Below are 18,800 nucleotides of genomic sequence, written 5' to 3' on the forward strand. Positions count from 1 at the left end.
CGGGCGCGGGGGTAAACCTGCCCGGAACGCTTGTTTTAAGCCCGCAAGAGATCCCGCACATGCCGACGCTCAACGATATCCGCTCTACCTTTCTGAACTACTTTGCCAAACAGGGGCATGAAGTTGTCGACTCCAGCCCGCTGGTGCCGCGCAACGACCCGACCCTGATGTTCACCAACTCCGGGATGGTCCAGTTCAAGAACTGCTTTACCGGAGTGGAAACCCGCGACTACAAGCGTGCGACCACTTCGCAGAAATGCGTGCGCGCCGGCGGCAAGCACAATGACCTCGACAACGTTGGCTACACCGCGCGTCATCACACCTTCTTCGAGATGCTCGGCAACTTTTCCTTTGGCGACTACTTCAAGCATGAGGCGATCCCCTTTGCCTGGGAATTGATCACCAAGGAATTCGACATTCCGAAAGACCGGCTGTACACCACCGTCTATCATACCGACGACGAAGCCTTTGATATCTGGAAGAAGATGGGCGTTCCGGAGGAGCGGATCATCCGCATCGCGACCTCCGACAATTTCTGGCAGATGGGCGACACAGGCCCCTGCGGCCCCTGCACCGAGATTTTCTACGACCATGGCGACCACATCTGGGGCGGCCCTCCGGGCTCGCCGGAGGAAGATGGCGACCGCTTCATCGAGATCTGGAACCTCGTCTTCATGCAGAACGAGAAGTTCGCGGACGGCTCGATGGTGGACCTGGAGATGCAGTCCATCGACACCGGCATGGGGCTGGAGCGGATTGCAGCGCTGCTGCAGGGCACCCACGACAACTATGAAACCGATCTGTTCAAGTCGCTGATCGAAGCCTCGGCCAACGTTACCAACACCGATCCGTTTGGTGACCAGAACGTGCATCACCGGGTGATCGCCGATCACTTGCGGTCCTGCTCCTTCCTGATTGCCGAAGGCGTGCTGCCCTCGAACGAAGGCCGCGGCTATGTGCTGCGCCGGATCATGCGCCGCGCAATGCGCCATGCGTCCCTGCTGGGCGCCACCGATCCGGTGATGCACAAGCTGGTGCCGTCGCTGGTCCAGAAAATGGGTGCGGCCTATCCGGAGCTTGGCCAGGGCCAGGCACTGATCGAGGAGACCTTTGAGCAGGAGGAAACCCGTTTCCTCAAAACCCTGGACCGGGGTCTGAAACTGCTGGACGAAGCCTCCGCCGGTCTGGGCAAGGGCGACGTTCTGCCGGGCGAGACTGCGTTCAAGCTCTATGACACCTACGGCTTCCCGCTCGACCTGACCCAGGACGCCCTGCGCGCCAAGGAGATCGAGGTCGACACCGGCGGTTTCGACGCTGCGATGAAAGAGCAGAAAGAGAAATCCCGCGCAGGCGGTATTGGCCTGGGCGAAGCGGCGGATGTGAAGGTCTACTTCGACATCGTGGACGCCGCCGGTACAACTGACTTCCTCGGCTATGAAACCGAGAAGGCCGAGGGCCAGATCGTCGCCATCGTCAAGGACGGCGCCCAGGTGCAATCTGCGGCCAAGGGCGACACCGTGCAGGTTATCCTGAACCAGACACCGTTCTACGGTGAAAGCGGCGGCCAGGTGGGCGACACAGGTGTGCTGACAGTTGAGGGCGGCGCGTCCCGCATCACCGACACCAAGAAGGTGGAGGGCCTGTTCCTGCACATTGCCGAAGTGACCGGAGGCGAGATTTCCGTGGGCAAGGGCGCGGCGATGGAAGTGGATCACGCACGCCGCAGCAAGATCCGTGCCAACCATTCGGCCACCCACCTGTTGCACGAAGCGCTGCGCAACGCGCTGGGGGAGCATGTGGCGCAGAAGGGGTCGCTGAACGCAGAAGACAGGCTGCGGTTCGACTTCAGCCACAACAAGGCGATGAGCGCGGACGAACTGGCCAAGGTTGGCTCGGAAGTGAATGATTTTATTCGTCAAAATACTCCCGTGTCGACCCGGATCATGACCCCGGATGACGCGCGCGAGCTCGGCGCCCAGGCGCTGTTCGGCGAGAAATACGGCGAAGAGGTCCGCGTTGTCTCCATGGGCCGCGCACCGACCGGCAAGGGCCACGACGGCGATACCTACTCGATCGAGCTGTGCGGCGGCACCCATGTGAAGCAGACTGGCGACATCGGCACATTTGTCATCCTGGGTGACAGCGCGTCCTCTGCCGGCGTGCGCCGGATCGAGGCGCTGACCGGTGCGGCGGCGGTTGAGCACTTGGAGCGTGAAGCGGGCCGGATGGCTGAAGTCGCAGGTGCGTTGAAGGCACAGCCCGCGGAGGTTCTGGACCGCCTGAAGGCAATGATGGATGAGCGCAAGGCGCTGCAGAACGAGATTTCCAACCTCAAGCAGCAGATCGCCATGGGCGGTGGTTCCGGCGGCGGAGCCGAGGCCAAGGACGTGAATGGCAGGAAGTTCCTGGCACAGGCGCTTCAGGGCGTTTCCGGCAAGGACCTGCGCGGGCTGATCGACAAGCACAAGCAGAACATCGGTTCCGGGGTGATCCTGCTGATCGCCGAAGAAGACGGCAAGGTGGCCGTGGCAGCCGGTGTCACTGACGATCTGACCGGCGACATCTCTGCCGTTGACGTGCTGAAGGCCGCGGTTCCTGCCGTAGGCGGCAAGGGCGGCGGCGGCCGTCCGGATATGGCACAGGGTGGCGGTAAGGATTTCTCCGGCGCCGAGGAAGCCATCAAAGCTGCGGAGGCACTTCTGGCCGGCTGACCATTTGGTCAAAAAACACTTGGTCTTTCCGGCAATCTGCCTAAGCTGCCGGAAAGATCATCACTAGGGAGGCTCCGATGCCCGCACTTTGGATTGCACATGTGACCGTTACCGACGCTGACGCCTATGGCAAATATGCCGAATTGGCTGGTCCTGCCGTTGCCAAGCATGGCGGCGAATTCATCGCCCGCGGCGGCCGGTTCGTGCAGCTGGAAGGCAAGGAGCGCCCGCGCAATGTGGTGGCGAAATTCCCCAGTGTCGAAGCTGCGGTGGATTGTTATCACAGCCCGGAATACCAGGAGGCGCTAAACCACGCGCGCGGCGCGTCTGAGCGCGAATTGATGGTGGTGGAAACCAGCGAGTAAGCGCCGGGCAGGCAGAGATATTCTGTTTGACAAAAATTGACCCCATTTGGCGTTCTGCCAAATGGGGTTTTCGTGTTAGAGGGGAAGGGTTGCATGAGCGTCTGAACACCATTGCGGTGTGTGTGCTGCCGTGTTGATAGCGAGAGACCAGAACGGCGAATTCACGGGAGTTTTCCCAAGAAAGTTATGCGGATGAGCTTGTGATCTGCTGGATCATGGTCAACGCAAGATGGAAGCCGTGCCATGATTGTTCACATTATCTCCGGTGCACAGCCGGGTCCGCAACCTGGCCCGCAGCAGGCGCTGCAAGCTCAGCAGGCCCAACGCTCGGACGAGAGACTGTTTTCCGCGCAACCTGCCTCCCAAATACCAAGCAGCGCGGCGGCGTCCATGGTGGTTTTGGCTGTGCCGGATGCAGGCCGGGGGCGTAATGCCGAATTGCAGTCCGCGCTTAATCAGCAGCCCAAAGGCGGCGGCACGAGCGGTATCAATGAAGACGCTTTGAAAGTGCTGGAGGATGTTTTGAGCAATACATCGTCAGATGATGAATTCCGCGCAGAACTGAGGACGCAATTGGCTGCGGCCGGCCATGACCCGTCAAAGCCGATTATGGATATCCGGGTCTGAGGGGCGGCTGGCCTGTCAAGGAAAAGGCCGCTCTGCTGAGCGGCCTTTGTTGTTCTTACTGGCTGGCCTTGGACATCCGCTTGCGCTCATGCGGGTCCAGGTAGCGCTTGCGCAGGCGCACGGTGTTCGGAGTCACCTCAACCAGCTCGTCATCGTTGATGTAGGCGATGGCCTCCTCCAGCGACAGCGACATAGGGGTGGTCAGCCGGACCGCGTCATCGGTGCCGGAGGCCCGCACGTTGGTCAGCTTCTTGCCCTTGAGCGGGTTCACCTCCAGGTCGTTGTCGCGCGAATGCTCACCGATGATCATGCCGGTGTAGACGTCGGCCTGGGCGCCGATCATCATCTTGCCGCGCTCCTCCAGGTTCCACAGCGCATAGGCCACCGACTGGCCGTTCTCCATCGAGATCAGCACACCGGCGCGGCGGCCCGGGATTGCGCCCTTATGCGGCGCCCAGCCGTGGAACACGCGGTTCAGCACGCCGGTGCCGCGGGTGTCGGTCAGGAACTCGCCGTGATAGCCGATGAGGCCGCGCGAGGGGACGTGAGCGATGATGCGGGTCTTGCCTGCGCCTGCGGGCTTCATCTCGACCAGCTCACCTTTGCGGGTGCCAGTCAGCTTCTCGATCACCGCGCCGGAGTATTCGTCATCGACGTCGATGGTGGCTTCTTCGATCGGCTCCATGCGGGTGCCGTCGACTTCCTTCATGATCACCTGCGGGCGCGAGATCGACAGTTCAAAGCCTTCGCGGCGCATGTTCTCGATCAGAACGCCCATCTGCAGTTCGCCGCGGCCGGAGACCTCGAACGCCTCGCCGCCGGGAGTGTCCTGGATCTTGATGGCGACGTTGGATTCGGCCTCTTTCATCAGGCGGTCGCGGATGACGCGGGACTGAACCTTCTTGCCGTCGCGGCCCGCCAGCGGGCTGTCGTTGATGCCGAAGGTCACGGTGATGGTCGGCGGGTCGATTGGCTGCGCGTCCAGCGGCTCATCCACGGCCAGAGCGCAGATGGTGTCGGCCACAGTGGCCTTGGACATGCCGGCGATGGAGACAATGTCGCCTGCCTGTGCTTCTTCGATGTCCTGCTGGGCCAGGCCGCGGAAGGCCTGGATCTTGGTGACGCGGAACTGCTCGATCTTCTGGCCGATGCGGGAGATCGCCTGCACCGTGGCGCCAACCTTGAGCTTGCCGGATTCAACCCGGCCGGTCAGGATGCGGCCGACAAACGGGTCGCTGCCCAGGGTAGTTGCCAGCATGCGGAAATCGTCGTTCTGCTTCTTCACCTGCTTGGGCTCAGGCACGTGGTTCACGATCAGGTTGAACAGCGCGCTCAGGTCTTTGCGGGGGCCGTCCAGCTCATTGTCGGCCCAGCCGTTCCGGCCGGAGGCATACATATGCGGGAAGTCCAGCTGGTCCTCGGTGGCGTCCAGCGAGGCAAAGAGGTCAAAGCATTCGTCCAGCGCGCGGTCAGGCTCGGCGTCCGGCTTGTCGACCTTGTTCAGAACCACGATCGGACGCAGACCCAGGGCCAGCGCCTTGGAGGTCACGAATTTGGTCTGCGGCATCGGGCCTTCGGCGGCGTCCACCAGCAGCACCACGCCATCGACCATCGACAGGATCCGTTCAACTTCGCCGCCGAAATCGGCGTGGCCGGGGGTGTCGACGATGTTGATACGGGTGCCGTGCCATTCCACCGAGGTCGGTTTGGCAAAAATGGTGATGCCGCGCTCGCGCTCCAGATCATTGCTGTCCATGGCGCGTTCCGCCACAGCCTGGTTTTCGCGGAAGGCGCCGGACTGTTTCAGCAGCTCGTCAACCAGGGTGGTCTTGCCGTGGTCAACGTGAGCAATGATCGCAATGTTGCGCATATCCATGACGTTCGCCTTTGTAAGGAAGTTGGGCCGCGCATAGCCCGAACCCCGCACAAAGGCCAGAGGAAAACCGCCGCGGGCCGCTTCAAATGGCGATCAGTGACCCGAGGACTTGGAAAACAGGTGGATTATGACGATTCCGGACATGATCAGCACCATGCCGATGACGGCAGGCAGGTCCAGTTTTTGCCCGAAGACGATGAACGCAATGACTGCAATCAGCAGAATGCCAAGCCCGGACCAGATGGCGTAAACAATGCCCACGGGCATAAATTTGAGCGTCAGCCCCATCATGTAGAAAGAAAAGGCATAGGCGACGAGCACGATCAGAGACGGGCCAAGTTTGCTGAACTGCTGGCTGGCCTGCAGCGCAGTGGTGCCGATGGTCTCTGCTGCCACCGCGATGATCAGGTAGACGTAGTGAACCGGCATCTCTGCCTCCCTCTAACGCTGGCCGCGGGCAAACCCGCAGGTCTAACCACCCGCCTATCCGATCTGGTTGGGCCGGGGAAGTCCCGATGCGGCAGCGGCAGGCCGGTTTCCGCAAGCGCCGCTGAATGAACACGTCACTGTGCGCAGGCACACTTTACTATTAATTGGTCAATTATTAGGAGATCGTCCCAATAATAAGGGTTGGACCGAAATAGTGGTCTGATTCCTGGAATCGAAATGGGGATTTCCATATGTGCCGCTGGGCTGCTTACACGGGTGCCGACGTTTTCCTGGAAGACATCATATCAATACCTGCGCATTCGCTGATTGCGCAAAGCCAGAAAGCGGTGGAGTGCAAGACTGCCACCAATGGCGACGGGTTCGGGATTGCCTGGTACGGCCAGCGGGCTGAGCCGGGACTGTACCGCGATGTTTATCCGGCCTGGTCTGACTGTAACCTTAGTGCGTTGGTGCACCAGGTGCAATCCAGGTTGTTCCTGGCCCATGTGCGGGCCTCCACCGGCTCTGCCACCAGCCGCAACAACTGCCATCCGTTTACGGCCGGAAAGTGGAGCTTCATGCACAACGGGCAGGTCGGCGGGTTCGAGACATTCCGCCGCCATGCCGATATGTGCATCCCGGATGAACTGTATGAGCACCGCAAGGGCGCAACCGACAGCGAAGTGCTGTTTCTGCTGGCCTTGCGTGAGGGGCTGGACGCGGATCCGAAAGGGGCGCTGGAACGTGCGGTGGCGCGGATGGAAGGCTTGTCGCGGGCGCGGGGCACCACGCCGCACATGCGGCTCTCGGTTGCGATGTCGGATGGTACCGCACTATACGCTGCCCGTTATTCCTCGGACAGCATTGCGCCTTCCGTCTACTACCGGTGGAGCCAGAGCATGCAAGGCTGGGCCGTGGTGTCGGAGCCGCTGGAAGACACCGGGGAGGCTTGGAATGAGCTGAAACCCGGGGAATTCCTGACGCTGACGTCCAGGGGTGCGGAAACACAGCCGTTTCAGCCCTTTCTGCAATAAAGCGCAGCCCCGTAGCGGGGCTGCCTTACTGTCTACAGGCGGCCTGCTTCGCGGAACCATGGTGCGATCTGCGCGCGGACATGGGTCCAGACTTCCGGCGCGCCGCGGCTGACTTTGACGCCGACTCGAGCCTCCAGCTGCGGCAGGCTGACGTCATAGTCGACCCAGCTGCCACCGCCGTTCAGCAGGTTCAGGAGTACCGGCTGAACCCGGTCGACGGACTTTGCAAAGACCGCATCCGGGCTTTCCGCGGCCTCGAACTCCTCCCAGACCGCCCGCATGGGCTGGCCTTGCACGGCGGGAAGCATGCCGAAAAGGCGGTCGGCAGCAGCCAGTTCCTCGGCGGCCAGGGCAGCAAGCGCTGCGGGATCAATCACCCCGTGAATCGGCGCATCGCCAGCGTCGATTTCCACCAGGTCGTGCAGCAGCAGCATTTGCAGGACACGATCCACATCAACCGGCGCAGTGCTGTGTTCCGCAAGCACCCAAGCATACAGCATGATGTGCCAGCTGTGCTCTGCCGAGTTCTCATGCCGCGACCCGTCGCCGAGCTTGGACGCGCGGGTGACCAGCTTCAGCTTGTCGGCCTCATTGAGGAAGGGCAGGCGGGCGGTCAGCCGACTGCAGTCATAGCCAGTGTCCTCCCCCAGCAGCGAAAGCGCGTGGTGGAAGGCTTCAGGCAGGTGCTGTTCCAGTGCTGCCGCCCGGCCGCCGAACAGGTTCTGCCGGACCACGTCAACATGCCAGTCCAGCGGAGCAACGCCATAGAGCGTCTGAAAGATCGGCTGGCAGTGATCCACCCGTTTGGCAAATTGAGCGTCGGGCGTTTCTGCGGCTTCGAATTCGTGCCAAAGGGACAAGAATTCAGCGCCCTGATCGGCTGGCAGCAGCCCAAACAGCCGCTGCGCCGCCGCCTGCTCTGCCTTTGCCACCGCCTGCCAGTCGACGTCATCGGTAATCGGGTGGTCGCCTGCGTCGATCTCGACCAGATCGTGCAGCAGCAGCATCCGGATGGCGCGGAGCACGTCCACTTCCGGCGCAGCAAAGGGAGCAAGAACCAGCGCATAAAGCGCCAGGTGCCAGCTGTGTTCAGCGGAGTTCTCGCAACGGCTGCAATCGATGATCAGGTTCTGACGCTCAACCCGGCGCAGCTTGTCGGCTTCCAGCAGAAAGGCAAACTGTGCCTCCAGGCGGGCGCTCACGCGTCACCTTTCGCGCCAAGCTGGGCTTGCAGGTCGGCGACTTTCTTGTTGAGGAAGTCGCGCGCCTTGCGTTCAGCAAGGCGCACGCGGATTTCGGTCAGAAATGCCTCTTCAAGCGATTGGGAGGCGGCGCCAAGAACTTGGCCCACCTCCACATAAAACCGCTCTTCGCCACTGGCGTCCTGTACCTTGAGGGTATCGACCGCCAGTTTCTGGGCCAGCGTTTCGATTGTGCCCATCAGCGGGTGTTCTCTGTCAGGCGGCGCTTCACGTAATCGGAAACCGTGCCGATCATCGTGTCCATATGCGGTTCCTGGAAGAAGTGATCCGCGCCTTCCACCTCAGTATGGGTGATGGTGATGCCCTTCTGCTCATGCAGCTTTCCGACCAGGCTGGCAGTGTCCGCGGGCGGTGCCACACGGTCGGCGGTGCCGTTGATGATCAGGCCCGAGGACGGGCAGGGTGCCAGGAAGGAGAAGTCATACATGTTGGCTGGCGGCGCAACAGAAATGAAACCGGTGATTTCCGGTCGGCGCATCAAGAGCTGCATGCCGATCCAGGCACCGAAAGAGAAGCCCGCAACCCAGCAATGCTTGGAGTTGGAGTTCATCGACTGCAGGTAATCCAGCGCCGAGGCCGCATCTGAAAGCTCGCCCACGCCCTGGTCGTATTCGCCCTGGCTGCGGCCGACGCCGCGGAAATTGAACCGCAGAACCGTGAAGCCCATGTTGTAGAACGCATAGTGGAGGTTATAGACCACCTTGTTGTTCATGGTGCCGCCAAACTGCGGATGCGGGTGCAGCACGATGGCGATCGGGGCGTCTTTTTCTTTTTGCGGGTGATAGCGGCCTTCGAGGCGGCCTTCGGGTCCAGGAAAGATGACCTCGGGCATGGGCGGTTAAAATCCTACTCTCGTTGTCGGGTCTGCCGGCAGAATACTTGACGGGTTCGGTCAGGCATCTTAGAACAGTTCTAATCACGGGCGCTGGCCTCGCCATACACCGTCAGGCTGAGATACGCACAGTCGGAGGGAAGGTCAATGTTTTCGCACTCGCGCCCTGGTTTCGAGGGATAAATTATGAAGCTTTCCACCAAAGGGCGCTATGCGATGGTTGCGCTGGCGGATATCGCACTGCAGCCGCAGGGCGATCTGGTGCCGCTTGGCGATATCTCCAAGCGCCAGGATATCTCGCTGCCGTATCTTGAGCAGTTGTTTGTGAAGCTGCGCCGCGCCGGGCTGGTCGAGTCGGTGCGCGGCCCGGGCGGCGGTTACCGCCTCGCCAAACCCCCGTCAGAAGTGCGGATCGTGGATGTTCTGTCGGCCGTGGATGAAACGGTGGATGCCATGCACAAGGGGGCAGGCGCCTCCGGCGCCCTGTCCGGCAGCCGTGCGCAATCGCTGACCAACCGCCTGTGGGAGGGCCTGAGCGCGCATGTATATGTGTTCCTGCACCAGACCCGTCTGTCGGATGTGATTAAGAACGATCTGGCTCCTTGCCCGGCTGTGCCCAGCCTGTTTGCGGTGGTGGATGACTGAGGTGGGGGACAAGCAGCACACATCAGCCTATCAAGTCGGGGCGCAATCCGCACAAAAACTGCGCGGAAGCTTTGCCAATTGCTGCACAGCGGCTTATGACGCGGCAGCTGCCCGCGAAAAGATGACTCTATGAAACGTGTTTACCTCGACCATAATGCCACTGCACTGCTGCGCCCTGAGGCGAAGGCGGCGATGATTGCGGCGATGGAGGTCTGCGGCAACCCGTCGTCGGTGCATGCCGAGGGCCGGGCCGCTAAGGCGCTGGTGGAAAAGGCGCGGGCGCAGCTGGCTGCGGCCTTTGGCGCGGACGGGGCGGATATCGTGTTCACCTCCGGGTCAACCGAAGGCGCGGCGCTGGCACTGGCCGGACGCGGCCTGCATGGCGCGCCGGTGGAGCATGATGCGGTGCGGGCTTGGACTGTCGAGGACTTGCAGGTCTCGGGCGAGGGGAGTGTTCAAATTAGCGACCCCGCGCAATCCACACTTCAGCTTGCCAATTCTGAGACCGGCATTGTGCAGAGCTTGCCGGAAGGGCTGTCGGTCACTGATGCGACCCAGGCCTTTGGCAAACTTCCAGTAGCTTTCAATTGGCTGGGGGCCCAAATGGCACTGATTTCAGCGCATAAGCTTGGTGGCCCAAAGGGCATTGGCGCTGTTGTGATGAAACGCGGCACCGATCTGCCGGCCCAGATCAGGGGCGGCGGTCAGGAAATGGGGCGCCGGTCCGGAACCGAAAATGTCATTGGAATCGCGGGCTTCGGAGCCGCAGCTGAAGCAGCCGCAAAAGATCTGGCAAATGGTGTCTGGGACAGGGTTGCAGAACTTAGAAATATTCTAGAAAAGGCGCTTGTGTCTGGCGCAAGCCATACTATTTTTGTCGGGAAGGATCAGAGGCGGCTGCCGAACACCCTGTGTTTTGCAACGCCGGGCTGGAAGGGCGAAACCCAGGTCATGCAGATGGACCTTGCAGGTTTTGCGATCAGTGCCGGCAGTGCCTGCTCCAGCGGCAAGGTGCGCGCCAGCTCGGTGCTGACCGCGATGGGATATGACGAGGCCACAGCCCAAGGCGCCGTACGGGTGTCGCTGGGGCCCGAGACAACGGAAGAAGATGTGCTGCGCTTTGCCGAGGCGTGGCTGCAAAAAGAAAAGAAACATCGCGCCCGCGCGGCGTGAGTGAGGAGATGACAATGGCCGCTTTGGACCAGACCCAAGTCAAGGAAGGTGTTGACCAGGAAACCGTTGATGCGGTGCGCGAGGTCGGCGGTGCTTATAAATACGGCTGGGAAACCGATATCGAGATGGAATACGCGCCCAAGGGCGTAAACCCCGATATCGTCAAGCTGATCTCGGAAAAGAACGAAGAGCCTGAATGGATGACCGAATGGCGTCTGCAGGCCTTTGAGCGCTGGGAGCAGATGGACGAGCCGAACTGGGCAATGGTCAGCTATCCGGAAATCGACTTCCAGGACCAGTATTACTATGCCCGCCCGAAATCGATGGAAACCAAGCCCAAGTCGCTGGATGAGGTCGACCCCAAGCTGCTGGCGACCTACGAAAAGCTGGGTATCCCGCTGAAAGAGCAGATGATTTTGGCTGGCGTCGAAGGCTCAGGCGAGACTCCGGAAGAAGGCCGCAAGGTTGCCGTGGATGCGGTGTTCGACTCCGTTTCCGTCGGCACCACTTTCCAGAAGGAGCTTAAAGAAGCAGGTGTCATCTTCTGCTCGATCTCCGAGGCGATCCGCGAGCACCCCGAACTGGTGAAGAAATACCTCGGCACCGTTGTTCCGGTCTCCGACAACTTCTATGCGACGCTGAACTCGGCCGTGTTTTCGGACGGCTCCTTTGTCTATGTGCCGCCGGGCGTGCGCTGCCCGATGGAGCTGTCGACTTATTTCCGCATCAACGCGGAAAACACCGGCCAGTTCGAACGCACCCTGATCATCGCCGATAAAGGCAGCTATGTCAGCTACTTGGAAGGCTGCACCGCGCCGCAGCGCGACACAGCGCAGCTGCACGCCGCGGTGGTGGAAATCATCATCGAGGAAGACGCCGAGGTGAAATACTCGACCGTCCAGAACTGGTATCCGGGTGATGAGAACGGCAAGGGCGGCATCTACAACTTCGTGACCAAACGCGCCGACTGCCGCGGCGACCGCGCCAAGGTGATGTGGACCCAGGTGGAAACCGGCTCTGCCGTGACCTGGAAATACCCCTCCTGCATCCTGCGCGGCGAGGAAAGCCAGGGCGAGTTCTACTCGATCGCTATCGCCAACAACATGCAGCAGGCTGACACCGGCACCAAGATGGTGCATCTGGGCAAGAACACCAAGTCGCGCATCGTGTCCAAGGGCATCAGCGCCGGCAAGGCGCAGAACACCTACCGCGGGCTGGTGTCGATGCACCCGAAGGCCAAGAATTCGCGCAACTACACCCAATGCGACAGCTTGCTGATCGGTGACAAATGCGGGGCGCACACGGTTCCCTATATCGAGGTCAAGAACAACTCGTCGCGCGTGGAGCACGAGGCGACCACCTCCAAGGTGGATGACGACCAGCTGTTCTACTGCCGCCAGCGCGGCATGGACGAGGAAGAGGCGGTGGCCCTGGTGGTGAACGGCTTCTGCAAAGACGTGCTGCAGGCGCTGCCGATGGAGTTCGCCATGGAAGCGCAGCAGCTGGTTGCGATCTCGCTGGAAGGGTCTGTGGGGTAAGCGTGAGCGTGGATAAGAGGACAGATGCAGAGGTTAAAACCTTTGAGTACAACGCGAAGGAAGGTTTCGCGCTGTCGCGTTCATTTGGTTTTTGCGCCGAATTGCAGGCCCTCTATTCGCAATTTTTGCAATCCTTGTAGTAGCAGCCTTTGCTGTTAACGGTGTTGCTGCCGGTCTCTTAAGTTTGGCGGTGTTCGGTGGACCATTCGTTCTCTTGTGGCTTTTCACCTCGCAACAGGGATCGAAAGTTTTGGAGTATTGGAAGAAATGATCGTAACAACCACACCAAATGTCGAAGGCTACCAGATTGCCGAATACAAGGGCATCGTGGTGGGTGAGGCGATCATGGGCGCCAATGTGGTGCGAGATGTCTTTGCCTCTATCACCGACATCGTCGGCGGCCGCTCCGGCGCCTATGAAAGCAAGCTGCAGGATGCGCGCGAAACGGCGCTGGCGGAGCTGGAAGACCGCGCCCGGGCCAAGGGCGCAAACGCCGTGGTGGGCGTTGACCTGGATTACGAAGTGGTCGGGCAGTCCATGCTGATGGTCTCGGCCAGCGGCACCGCGGTGGTGCTGGGTTAGGAATGAATCGGCCCCGCAGGGGCCATGGGAATATCGCGGGCCATAGGCCCGCCAGACATGTGAGACGAGGAAGAAAATGCTCGAAATCAAGAACCTGCAAGTCAAGCTTGAAGATGAAGACAAGCAGATCCTGAAAGGTCTGGATCTCAAGGTCGAGGCCGGCAAGGTGCATGCCATCATGGGGCCGAACGGCTCGGGCAAATCCACCCTGTCTTATGTGCTGTCGGGCCGCGATGGCTATGAAGTGACCGAAGGCTCCGCCACCCTGAATGGCGAAGACATTCTGGAGCTGGAGCCGGAAGAGCGCGCCGCGGCGGGCATGTTCCTGGCGTTCCAGTACCCGGTGGAAATCCCCGGTGTCGGCAACATGACTTTCCTGCGCACCGCGGTGAACGCACAGCGCAAGGCGCGCGGCGAGGAAGAGCTGTCGGCCTCCGACTTCCTGAAGGAAGTGCGTGCCAAGGCGAAGACCCTGAAGATCGACGCCGAAATGCTGAAGCGCCCGGTCAACGTCGGCTTCTCCGGCGGTGAGAAGAAGCGCAACGAGATCCTGCAGATGGCGATGCTGGAGCCGAAGCTCTGCATTCTGGACGAGACCGACTCCGGCCTTGACGTGGACGCAATGAAGCTGGTGGCCGAAGGCGTCAACGCCCTGCGCGACGAAGGCCGCGGCTTCCTGGTGATCACCCACTACCAGCGCCTGCTGGACCACATCAAACCCGACGTGGTGCACATCCTGGCAAACGGCCGCATCGTCAAGACCGGCGGCCCGGAGCTGGCGCTGGAAGTTGAGAACAACGGTTACGCCGGCATCCTGGCAGAGGAGGCGTAAATGGCCCTGCCTGAAGTCAAGCAAAGTGCAACTGAGGCGCGGCTGTCGGCGCTGACCCTGCCAGAGAGCGGCTGCCTCAAGGCGGCCCGCCAGGCCGCGCTGTCGCGGGTCCAGACCATGGGTCTGCCGTCGCGCCGCGACGAATACTGGAAATACACCAAGCCGGACACGCTGGTGCAGGCGGATGCGCCCAAGGCGGCTGTGTTTCACGCTGACCAAGCACCGATGTTCAACGCGTTTGAGCGTCTGAATATCGTCTTTGTGGATGGCGTGTTCGACGCGGAAGCCTCCGATGATCTGGAGCTTGAAGGCCTGACCATCGACCGGATCGAGGATATCTGCTGCAAAGACATCCATTGGGCCAAAGACTTGTACGGCGTTCTTGAGGCGCGCGGCCAGACCCCGGTGGAACGTCCGCTGGCGGCGTTGAACACCGCCTTTGCCACCGATGGCGTGGCGATCCGGGTGACCGGTAAGGTCTCCAAACCGCTGAACTTCACCTATGTGCACTCGGACGAAAACTCCGACGCGATCCTGCACCATGTGATCCGCGTGGAAAGCGGTGCAGAGGTAACTGTTCTGGAGAACGGCCCGGCTGCCTCGCGCTTTAACAAATGCATGGAGATCGACATTGCCGATGGCGGCACGATGCATCTGGTGCGGGCCCAAGGCCGCGACCACGAACGCCGTGCGGCGACCCATCTGTTTGCGCGTCTCGGCACCGAGTCGGTGTTCAAGTCCTTCACCCTGACCGTGAACGGCGTGCTGACACGCAACGAGGCGGTGATTGAGCTGACCGGCGACGACGCCGTGGCCCATATCGCAGGCGCCTGCGTCGGCGATGGCGATTTCCACCACGACGACACCGTGTTCATCACCCATGACGCGGTGAACTGCGAAAGCCGTCAGGTGTTCAAGAAGGTGCTGCGCAACGGCGCCACCGGCGTGTTCCAGGGCAAGATCCTGGTGAAGGAAGGCGCGCAAAAGACTGACGGGTATCAGATTTCCCAGTCGCTGCTGCTGGACGGCGACAGCCAGTTCCTGGCCAAGCCCGAGCTGGAAATCTATGCCGACGACGTTGCCTGCTCGCACGGGTCCACCTCTGGTGCCATCGACGAGGAGGGCCTGTTCTACCTGCGCTCCCGCGGTGTTCCGCACGCCGAGGCGACCGACCTGATGACTCTGGCCTTCCTGGCCGAAGCGGTGGATGAGATCGAGGACGCGGAAATCGCCGCCGACATCGTCTCCCGCCTCGAAGGCTGGCTGGCCCGGCGCCGCTGATGTCCGTCACAACGGATATCCCGGCAACCTACAAGGGGCCGCGCAAGGTGTTTGCGCGGCTTCTGAGCATGGGCGCCCGCGAGGACCGTCTGCTGGTGTTTCTGCTTGCAGGCTGCGTGCTGACCTTTGTCGCGCAGATGCCGAAACTGGCGCGCGAGGCACATCTGACCGGCCAGGAGCTGAATATGCTGCTGGGCGGTTCGCTGCTGGCGCTGGTCTTTATCGCGCCGCTGCTGCTGTATGTTCTGGCGCTGGTGGCCCATTGGATTGCCCTAGCAATGGGCGGTCACGGCGACGCCTATCGCGCCCGGCTGGCGCTGTTCTGGGCGTTTCTGGCGGCCAGCCCGCTGATGCTGTTGAATGGCCTGGTGGCGGGCTTCATCGGCCAGGGTCCGGCCCTGACACTGGTGGGCATCCTGTGGTGCGCCGTGTTCCTCTGGTTCTGGGTGTCCGGCATGATCCAGGGATACTGGGCCAAACCATGAATGAGCTGGCCGCCTTTGCCCTGCTGACGCTGAAGTCACCGCGCGATGCTGCGCAGCAGATCCTGGCGCGGGATTGGCCGCGGGAGGCACTTTGGACCGCCTTCCTGCTATCTGTTGTGGTGAATACCTGCGTTTACACAGTGCAGAAAATCCTGTTCCCGCTGCCGCCTGAGGTCCTGCTGCCGCGCTTCACACCGGGCGTTTATTTCGCAATGGTGCTGGCGCTTCAGCTCTGTTTCATTGCGATGCTCTCCTCAACCGGCCGCTGGCTGGGCGGGCAGGGCAACTTACATGAATTACTGGCCCTTGTGACCTGGCTGCAACTTCTGCAGGCGGGACTGAACGGTGCCATTGTGGTTGCGTTCCTTGTGATGCCTTCGCTGGCTGCACTGCTGAATATTGCGGCCAATATCCTTGTGTTCTTCATCCTCCTGCATTTTGTTAACGCGGCGCACCGGTTTGGCTCCGTGTGGCGCTCGCTGGGGGTGGTTTTGATGGCCAGTATGATCCTGGTCTTTGCCCTTCTCTTTATTGTGGGTCTGATCGGCCCAGCAAATCTGGGACTTCCCAACAATGTATGACCTGGACAAAATCCGCGCCGACTTTCCGATCCTTTCGCGGGAGGTGAACGGCAAGCCGCTGACTTATCTCGACAACGGCGCATCGGCGCAGAAACCGCAGGTAGTGATTGATGCCATCACCAAAGCCTATGCTGAGGAATATTCCAACGTCCACCGCGGCCTGCACTTTCTTTCTAACCTCGCAACCGAGAAGTACGAGGCCGTGCGCGGTATCATTGCGCGGTTCCTGAATGCAGGCGATGAAAACACCATCGTGCTGAATTCCGGCACCACAGAGGGCATCAATCTGGTTGCCTACGGCTGGGCAATGCCGCGGTTCGAGGCCGGCGACGAGATCGTCCTGTCGGTGATGGAACACCACGCCAATATCGTGCCCTGGCACTTCCTGCGCGAACGTCAGGGCGTGGTGCTGAAATGGGTGGATACCGCTGCGGATGGCAGCCTCGACCCGCAGGAGGTCATTGATGCGATTGGCCCCAAGACCAAGCTGGTGGCCGTCACCCAGTGCTCTAACGTGCTGGGCACCGTTGTGGATGTAAAGGCGATCACTCAGGGCGCCCATGCCAAAGGTGTGCCAGTGCTGGTAGATGGTTCGCAGGGTGCGGTGCATATGCCGGTCGACGTTCAGGACATCGGCTGCGATTTCTACGCAATCACCGGCCACAAGCTTTATGGCCCCTCCGGCTCAGGCGCGATCTATATCAAGCCCGAGCGCATGGCGGAGATGCGCCCCTTCATCGGCGGCGGCGACATGATCAAGGAAGTCTCAAAGGACCAGATCATTTACAACGATCCGCCGATGAAATTCGAGGCCGGCACGCCGGGTATCGTCCAGACCATCGGACTGGGTGTGGCGCTGGAGTATATGATGGAGCTTGGCATGGACAACATTGCCAAGCATGAGGGCGGCCTGCGTGACTACGCGATGCAACGGCTGACTGGCTTGAACTGGATCAATGTGCAGGGCCAAGCGCCTGGTAAAGCAGCGATTTTCAGCTTCACCATGGAGGGTGCGGCGCATGCGCATGACATCTCTACCATCCTCGACAAGAAGGGTGTCGCGGTGCGCGCCGGCCATCACTGTGCCGGGCCGCTGATGGACCATCTTGGGGTATCCGCCACCTGCCGCGCGTCCTTTGGACTCTACAACACCAAGGAAGAGGTCGACACGCTGGTCGACGCGCTGGAACTGGCGCATGAGCTGTTTGCTTAAGCTCTTCACCTGACAAAAAAACGGCGCCCGTGGAGGCGCCGTTTTTTCTTGTTCTCTCAGCCTTTAGCCCTGGATCTTGTCTTCGCGCAGCGGGCAGGACAGGTAAACGCCAAACTCCTTGCCAACGTCGCAGCTGACCCGGGCATGCACCTTGCCCTGCCGGTCGAGGAAACGCTGGCTGTCGTCCACCGGAAAGATCCCCTCGTGCCAGATATTGGGGTGGATATAGAGCCCCTTGGACCCGTCACACCAGAACGCCACGACCTTTTCAGGCTTCAGATCATCCCCCGGCAAGGCTGCGGGAATGATAAAGGGCTTGTTGTCCAGCGGATAGAACAGCTGGCCGCCGTCGGGGTGATAGTTCATGTGCCATAGCAGAACTTGGTCGCGGGGCGCGGTCTGCGCTTCAACTTGTGCCTTTTGCGGGTCGGTGGACCAGCCCAGTACATAGTTGCCGTTGACCGCTTCGTTCTCGCCATAGAGCACATCACCGCGCCAGTCGCCGCGGAAAGTGCCCTCGACCCATCCGGCCTCGTCGCCGGTGCCCTCGTCGATCGGCCGCCAGCCCTGAGCAGGCCATTGCACGATTTCGATCTCGAAATTCTCCGGATCGTCCACCAGGCAGCCGTACCCCTTGACGCTTTCATCGGTCGCCCTGATCAGCGGCACCTCATGCCAGGGCAGAGAGGGTTTGGTGCTGGCCTCAAAGATATACTCAGGCGCGCTCATCTTGCGGAAACTCCCGTTCCCATGTGCTTATCTACCATCCGCTGCACCATCGGCGCAAAATGCCAGTAGTCCGGGGTGTCCATGTCATCGCGCTTGCCCGCCTCGTCCAGGTAACGCACCGCAATGATCTGCTTGAGGTTCGGGTTCTTCTCGAATTCCGCCACTTCCTCCGCATTCATCGGCCCGCCTTGCAGGTTCAGGGAGTGGATCGAAGCCTCTGATAAACGGTTGAAATACTCCGGTTTGGTGGCACACAGATAACGCTTGGCAGCCACATGGTAGCGGACGCAGTCGGTGATCACCGACGGGAAGAACTGCTCCAGAACCTCGGCTCCGGCCTCCTCGTGATAGCGGTCCTCTGTGTCATCCATGGAAAATGTGCCGAACTCGCTGGTGAAATGGCCGATATCGTGGAGAAGCGCCCCCACGATGATCTCTTCCGGCTGGCCGTTCTGTTCGGCGATGGTGGCGCCTTGCAGCATGTGTTCGGCCATGGTGACTGGCTCGCCCAGGTATTCTTCGTCACCGCGGCGATCAAAGATGCCGCCGATGAAGTCGACGATATTGTCCCGGTTCAGCTGGCTGACGTCTGGTTTGCTCATCTC

At 60.9% G+C, this 18,800-nt stretch carries 20 protein-coding genes; 13 read left to right on the plus strand and 7 right to left on the minus strand.

Annotation, left to right across the window (positions count from 1 at the left end; genetic code table 11):
* The first annotated feature begins 59 nt into the window (after nt 1-59).
* From alaS to K3725_RS08070, 3 genes are all read left to right on the plus strand, one after another.
* The gene (alaS, locus tag K3725_RS08060) at nt 60-2,711 is read left to right on the plus strand and encodes an alanine--tRNA ligase (RefSeq protein ID WP_260018268.1); all 2,652 of its coding nucleotides are present in this window, start codon (nt 60-62) and stop codon (nt 2,709-2,711) included.
* A gap of 77 nt (nt 2,712-2,788) precedes the next feature.
* The gene (locus tag K3725_RS08065; protein WP_260018269.1) at nt 2,789-3,076 is read left to right on the plus strand and encodes a DUF1330 domain-containing protein; all 288 of its coding nucleotides are present in this window, start codon (nt 2,789-2,791) and stop codon (nt 3,074-3,076) included.
* 243 nt (nt 3,077-3,319) lie between these two features.
* Entirely contained in the window at nt 3,320-3,703 is a 384-nt protein-coding gene (locus tag K3725_RS08070) for a hypothetical protein (RefSeq protein WP_260018270.1), read from the plus strand.
* 55 nt (nt 3,704-3,758) lie between these two features.
* On the opposite strand, the gene typA is transcribed toward K3725_RS08070, so the two are convergent.
* Both typA and K3725_RS08080 read right to left on the minus strand, forming a co-directional pair.
* Entirely contained in the window at nt 3,759-5,579 is a 1,821-nt protein-coding gene (typA, locus tag K3725_RS08075; protein WP_260018271.1) for a translational GTPase TypA, read from the minus strand.
* Between the two features lie 93 nt (nt 5,580-5,672).
* Nucleotides 5,673-6,008, minus strand: coding sequence for a multidrug efflux SMR transporter (locus K3725_RS08080; protein WP_065267269.1), 336 nt, complete (start codon nt 6,006-6,008; stop codon nt 5,673-5,675).
* 251 nt (nt 6,009-6,259) lie between these two features.
* Between K3725_RS08080 and K3725_RS08085 the strand changes: the two genes are divergently transcribed.
* Nucleotides 6,260-7,042, plus strand: coding sequence for a class II glutamine amidotransferase (locus K3725_RS08085; RefSeq protein WP_260018272.1), 783 nt, complete (start codon nt 6,260-6,262; stop codon nt 7,040-7,042).
* A 32-nt stretch (nt 7,043-7,074) separates the two neighbouring features.
* Here K3725_RS08085 and K3725_RS08090 read toward each other — a convergent pair whose 3' ends face one another.
* From K3725_RS08090 to K3725_RS08100, 3 genes are read right to left on the minus strand one after another with little or no spacing between them, the layout of a single operon-like run.
* On the minus strand, nt 7,075-8,244 hold the full coding sequence (locus K3725_RS08090; protein WP_260018273.1) for an HD domain-containing protein: 1,170 nt from the start codon (nt 8,242-8,244) through the stop codon (nt 7,075-7,077).
* Complete coding sequence (locus tag K3725_RS08095; RefSeq protein ID WP_260018274.1) at nt 8,241-8,483, minus strand: hypothetical protein; 243 nt, start codon at nt 8,481-8,483, stop codon at nt 8,241-8,243. The genes K3725_RS08090 and K3725_RS08095 overlap by 4 nt, the downstream gene beginning before the upstream one ends.
* Nucleotides 8,483-9,136 (minus strand): alpha/beta hydrolase, encoded by a 654-nt coding sequence (locus K3725_RS08100; protein WP_019296279.1) that lies wholly within the window; start codon nt 9,134-9,136, stop codon nt 8,483-8,485. Before K3725_RS08100 ends, K3725_RS08095 begins: the two co-directional genes overlap by 1 nt.
* A 186-nt stretch (nt 9,137-9,322) precedes the next feature.
* On the opposite strand from K3725_RS08100, the gene K3725_RS08105 reads away from it, so the two are divergent.
* The 9 genes from K3725_RS08105 to K3725_RS08145 all read left to right on the plus strand — a co-directional run bounded on the left by K3725_RS08105 (nt 9,323) and on the right by K3725_RS08145 (nt 17,466).
* Nucleotides 9,323-9,781, plus strand: coding sequence for an Rrf2 family transcriptional regulator (locus K3725_RS08105; RefSeq protein WP_260018275.1), 459 nt, complete (start codon nt 9,323-9,325; stop codon nt 9,779-9,781).
* A 129-nt stretch (nt 9,782-9,910) separates the two neighbouring features.
* Nucleotides 9,911-10,954, plus strand: a complete 1,044-nt coding sequence (locus tag K3725_RS08110; RefSeq protein ID WP_260018276.1) for a cysteine desulfurase family protein — start codon at nt 9,911-9,913, stop codon at nt 10,952-10,954.
* Nucleotides 10,955-10,968: 14 nt separating this feature from the next.
* Nucleotides 10,969-12,492 (plus strand): Fe-S cluster assembly protein SufB, encoded by a 1,524-nt coding sequence (gene sufB, locus K3725_RS08115; RefSeq protein ID WP_260018277.1) that lies wholly within the window; start codon nt 10,969-10,971, stop codon nt 12,490-12,492.
* Between the two features lie 267 nt (nt 12,493-12,759).
* The gene (locus K3725_RS08120; RefSeq protein ID WP_008560327.1) at nt 12,760-13,074 is read left to right on the plus strand and encodes a heavy metal-binding domain-containing protein; all 315 of its coding nucleotides are present in this window, start codon (nt 12,760-12,762) and stop codon (nt 13,072-13,074) included.
* A 76-nt stretch (nt 13,075-13,150) separates the two neighbouring features.
* A complete protein-coding gene (sufC, locus tag K3725_RS08125) occupies nt 13,151-13,906 on the plus strand; it encodes a Fe-S cluster assembly ATPase SufC (RefSeq protein ID WP_260018278.1) in 756 nt (251 codons plus the stop codon).
* Nucleotides 13,907-15,187, plus strand: coding sequence for a SufD family Fe-S cluster assembly protein (locus K3725_RS08130; protein ID WP_260018279.1), 1,281 nt, complete (start codon nt 13,907-13,909; stop codon nt 15,185-15,187).
* Nucleotides 15,187-15,672, plus strand: coding sequence for a YIP1 family protein (locus tag K3725_RS08135; protein ID WP_260018280.1), 486 nt, complete (start codon nt 15,187-15,189; stop codon nt 15,670-15,672). Before K3725_RS08130 ends, K3725_RS08135 begins: the two co-directional genes overlap by 1 nt.
* The gene (locus tag K3725_RS08140; protein ID WP_260018281.1) at nt 15,669-16,253 is read left to right on the plus strand and encodes a YIP1 family protein; all 585 of its coding nucleotides are present in this window, start codon (nt 15,669-15,671) and stop codon (nt 16,251-16,253) included. Before K3725_RS08135 ends, K3725_RS08140 begins: the two co-directional genes overlap by 4 nt.
* Entirely contained in the window at nt 16,246-17,466 is a 1,221-nt protein-coding gene (locus K3725_RS08145) for a cysteine desulfurase (protein WP_260018282.1), read from the plus strand. Before K3725_RS08140 ends, K3725_RS08145 begins: the two co-directional genes overlap by 8 nt.
* A gap of 63 nt (nt 17,467-17,529) precedes the next feature.
* Here K3725_RS08145 and K3725_RS08150 read toward each other — a convergent pair whose 3' ends face one another.
* Together K3725_RS08150 and K3725_RS08155 are read right to left on the minus strand one after the other, a co-directional pair.
* Nucleotides 17,530-18,195: an ureidoglycolate lyase gene (locus tag K3725_RS08150; RefSeq protein ID WP_260018283.1), complete on the minus strand. Its 666-nt coding sequence runs from the start codon at nt 18,193-18,195 to the stop codon at nt 17,530-17,532.
* Complete coding sequence (locus tag K3725_RS08155; protein ID WP_260018284.1) at nt 18,192-18,797, minus strand: HD domain-containing protein; 606 nt, start codon at nt 18,795-18,797, stop codon at nt 18,192-18,194. Before K3725_RS08155 ends, K3725_RS08150 begins: the two co-directional genes overlap by 4 nt.
* Nucleotides 18,798-18,800 lie beyond the last annotated feature (3 nt).

This window comes from Leisingera sp. S132 (assembly GCF_025144465.1).
In the GTDB taxonomy this organism is placed as follows: domain Bacteria; phylum Pseudomonadota; class Alphaproteobacteria; order Rhodobacterales; family Rhodobacteraceae; genus Leisingera.

Bases quoted from the DNA above. Each gene is read 5' to 3' on its own strand.
- K3725_RS08135 (WP_260018280.1), top strand. From the start codon at position 15,187: ATGTCCGTCACAACGGATATCCCGGCAACCTACAAGGGGCCGCGCAAG.
- K3725_RS08155 (WP_260018284.1), bottom strand. From the start codon at position 18,797: ATGAGCAAACCAGACGTCAGCCAGCTGAACCGGGACAATATCGTCGAC.
- K3725_RS08085 (WP_260018272.1), top strand. From the start codon at position 6,260: ATGTGCCGCTGGGCTGCTTACACGGGTGCCGACGTTTTCCTGGAAGAC.
- K3725_RS08080 (WP_065267269.1), bottom strand. From the start codon at position 6,008: ATGCCGGTTCACTACGTCTACCTGATCATCGCGGTGGCAGCAGAGACC.
- K3725_RS08105 (WP_260018275.1), top strand. From the start codon at position 9,323: ATGAAGCTTTCCACCAAAGGGCGCTATGCGATGGTTGCGCTGGCGGAT.
- K3725_RS08140 (WP_260018281.1), top strand. From the start codon at position 15,669: ATGAATGAGCTGGCCGCCTTTGCCCTGCTGACGCTGAAGTCACCGCGC.
- K3725_RS08070 (WP_260018270.1), top strand. From the start codon at position 3,320: ATGATTGTTCACATTATCTCCGGTGCACAGCCGGGTCCGCAACCTGGC.
- K3725_RS08095 (WP_260018274.1), bottom strand. From the start codon at position 8,483: ATGGGCACAATCGAAACGCTGGCCCAGAAACTGGCGGTCGATACCCTC.
- K3725_RS08150 (WP_260018283.1), bottom strand. From the start codon at position 18,195: ATGAGCGCGCCTGAGTATATCTTTGAGGCCAGCACCAAACCCTCTCTG.
- K3725_RS08145 (WP_260018282.1), top strand. From the start codon at position 16,246: ATGTATGACCTGGACAAAATCCGCGCCGACTTTCCGATCCTTTCGCGG.
- sufB (WP_260018277.1), top strand. From the start codon at position 10,969: ATGGCCGCTTTGGACCAGACCCAAGTCAAGGAAGGTGTTGACCAGGAA.
- typA (WP_260018271.1), bottom strand. From the start codon at position 5,579: ATGGATATGCGCAACATTGCGATCATTGCTCACGTTGACCACGGCAAG.
- K3725_RS08110 (WP_260018276.1), top strand. From the start codon at position 9,911: ATGAAACGTGTTTACCTCGACCATAATGCCACTGCACTGCTGCGCCCT.
- sufC (WP_260018278.1), top strand. From the start codon at position 13,151: ATGCTCGAAATCAAGAACCTGCAAGTCAAGCTTGAAGATGAAGACAAG.
- K3725_RS08100 (WP_019296279.1), bottom strand. From the start codon at position 9,136: ATGCCCGAGGTCATCTTTCCTGGACCCGAAGGCCGCCTCGAAGGCCGC.
- alaS (WP_260018268.1), top strand. From the start codon at position 60: ATGCCGACGCTCAACGATATCCGCTCTACCTTTCTGAACTACTTTGCC.
- K3725_RS08120 (WP_008560327.1), top strand. From the start codon at position 12,760: ATGATCGTAACAACCACACCAAATGTCGAAGGCTACCAGATTGCCGAA.
- K3725_RS08065 (WP_260018269.1), top strand. From the start codon at position 2,789: ATGCCCGCACTTTGGATTGCACATGTGACCGTTACCGACGCTGACGCC.
- K3725_RS08130 (WP_260018279.1), top strand. From the start codon at position 13,907: ATGGCCCTGCCTGAAGTCAAGCAAAGTGCAACTGAGGCGCGGCTGTCG.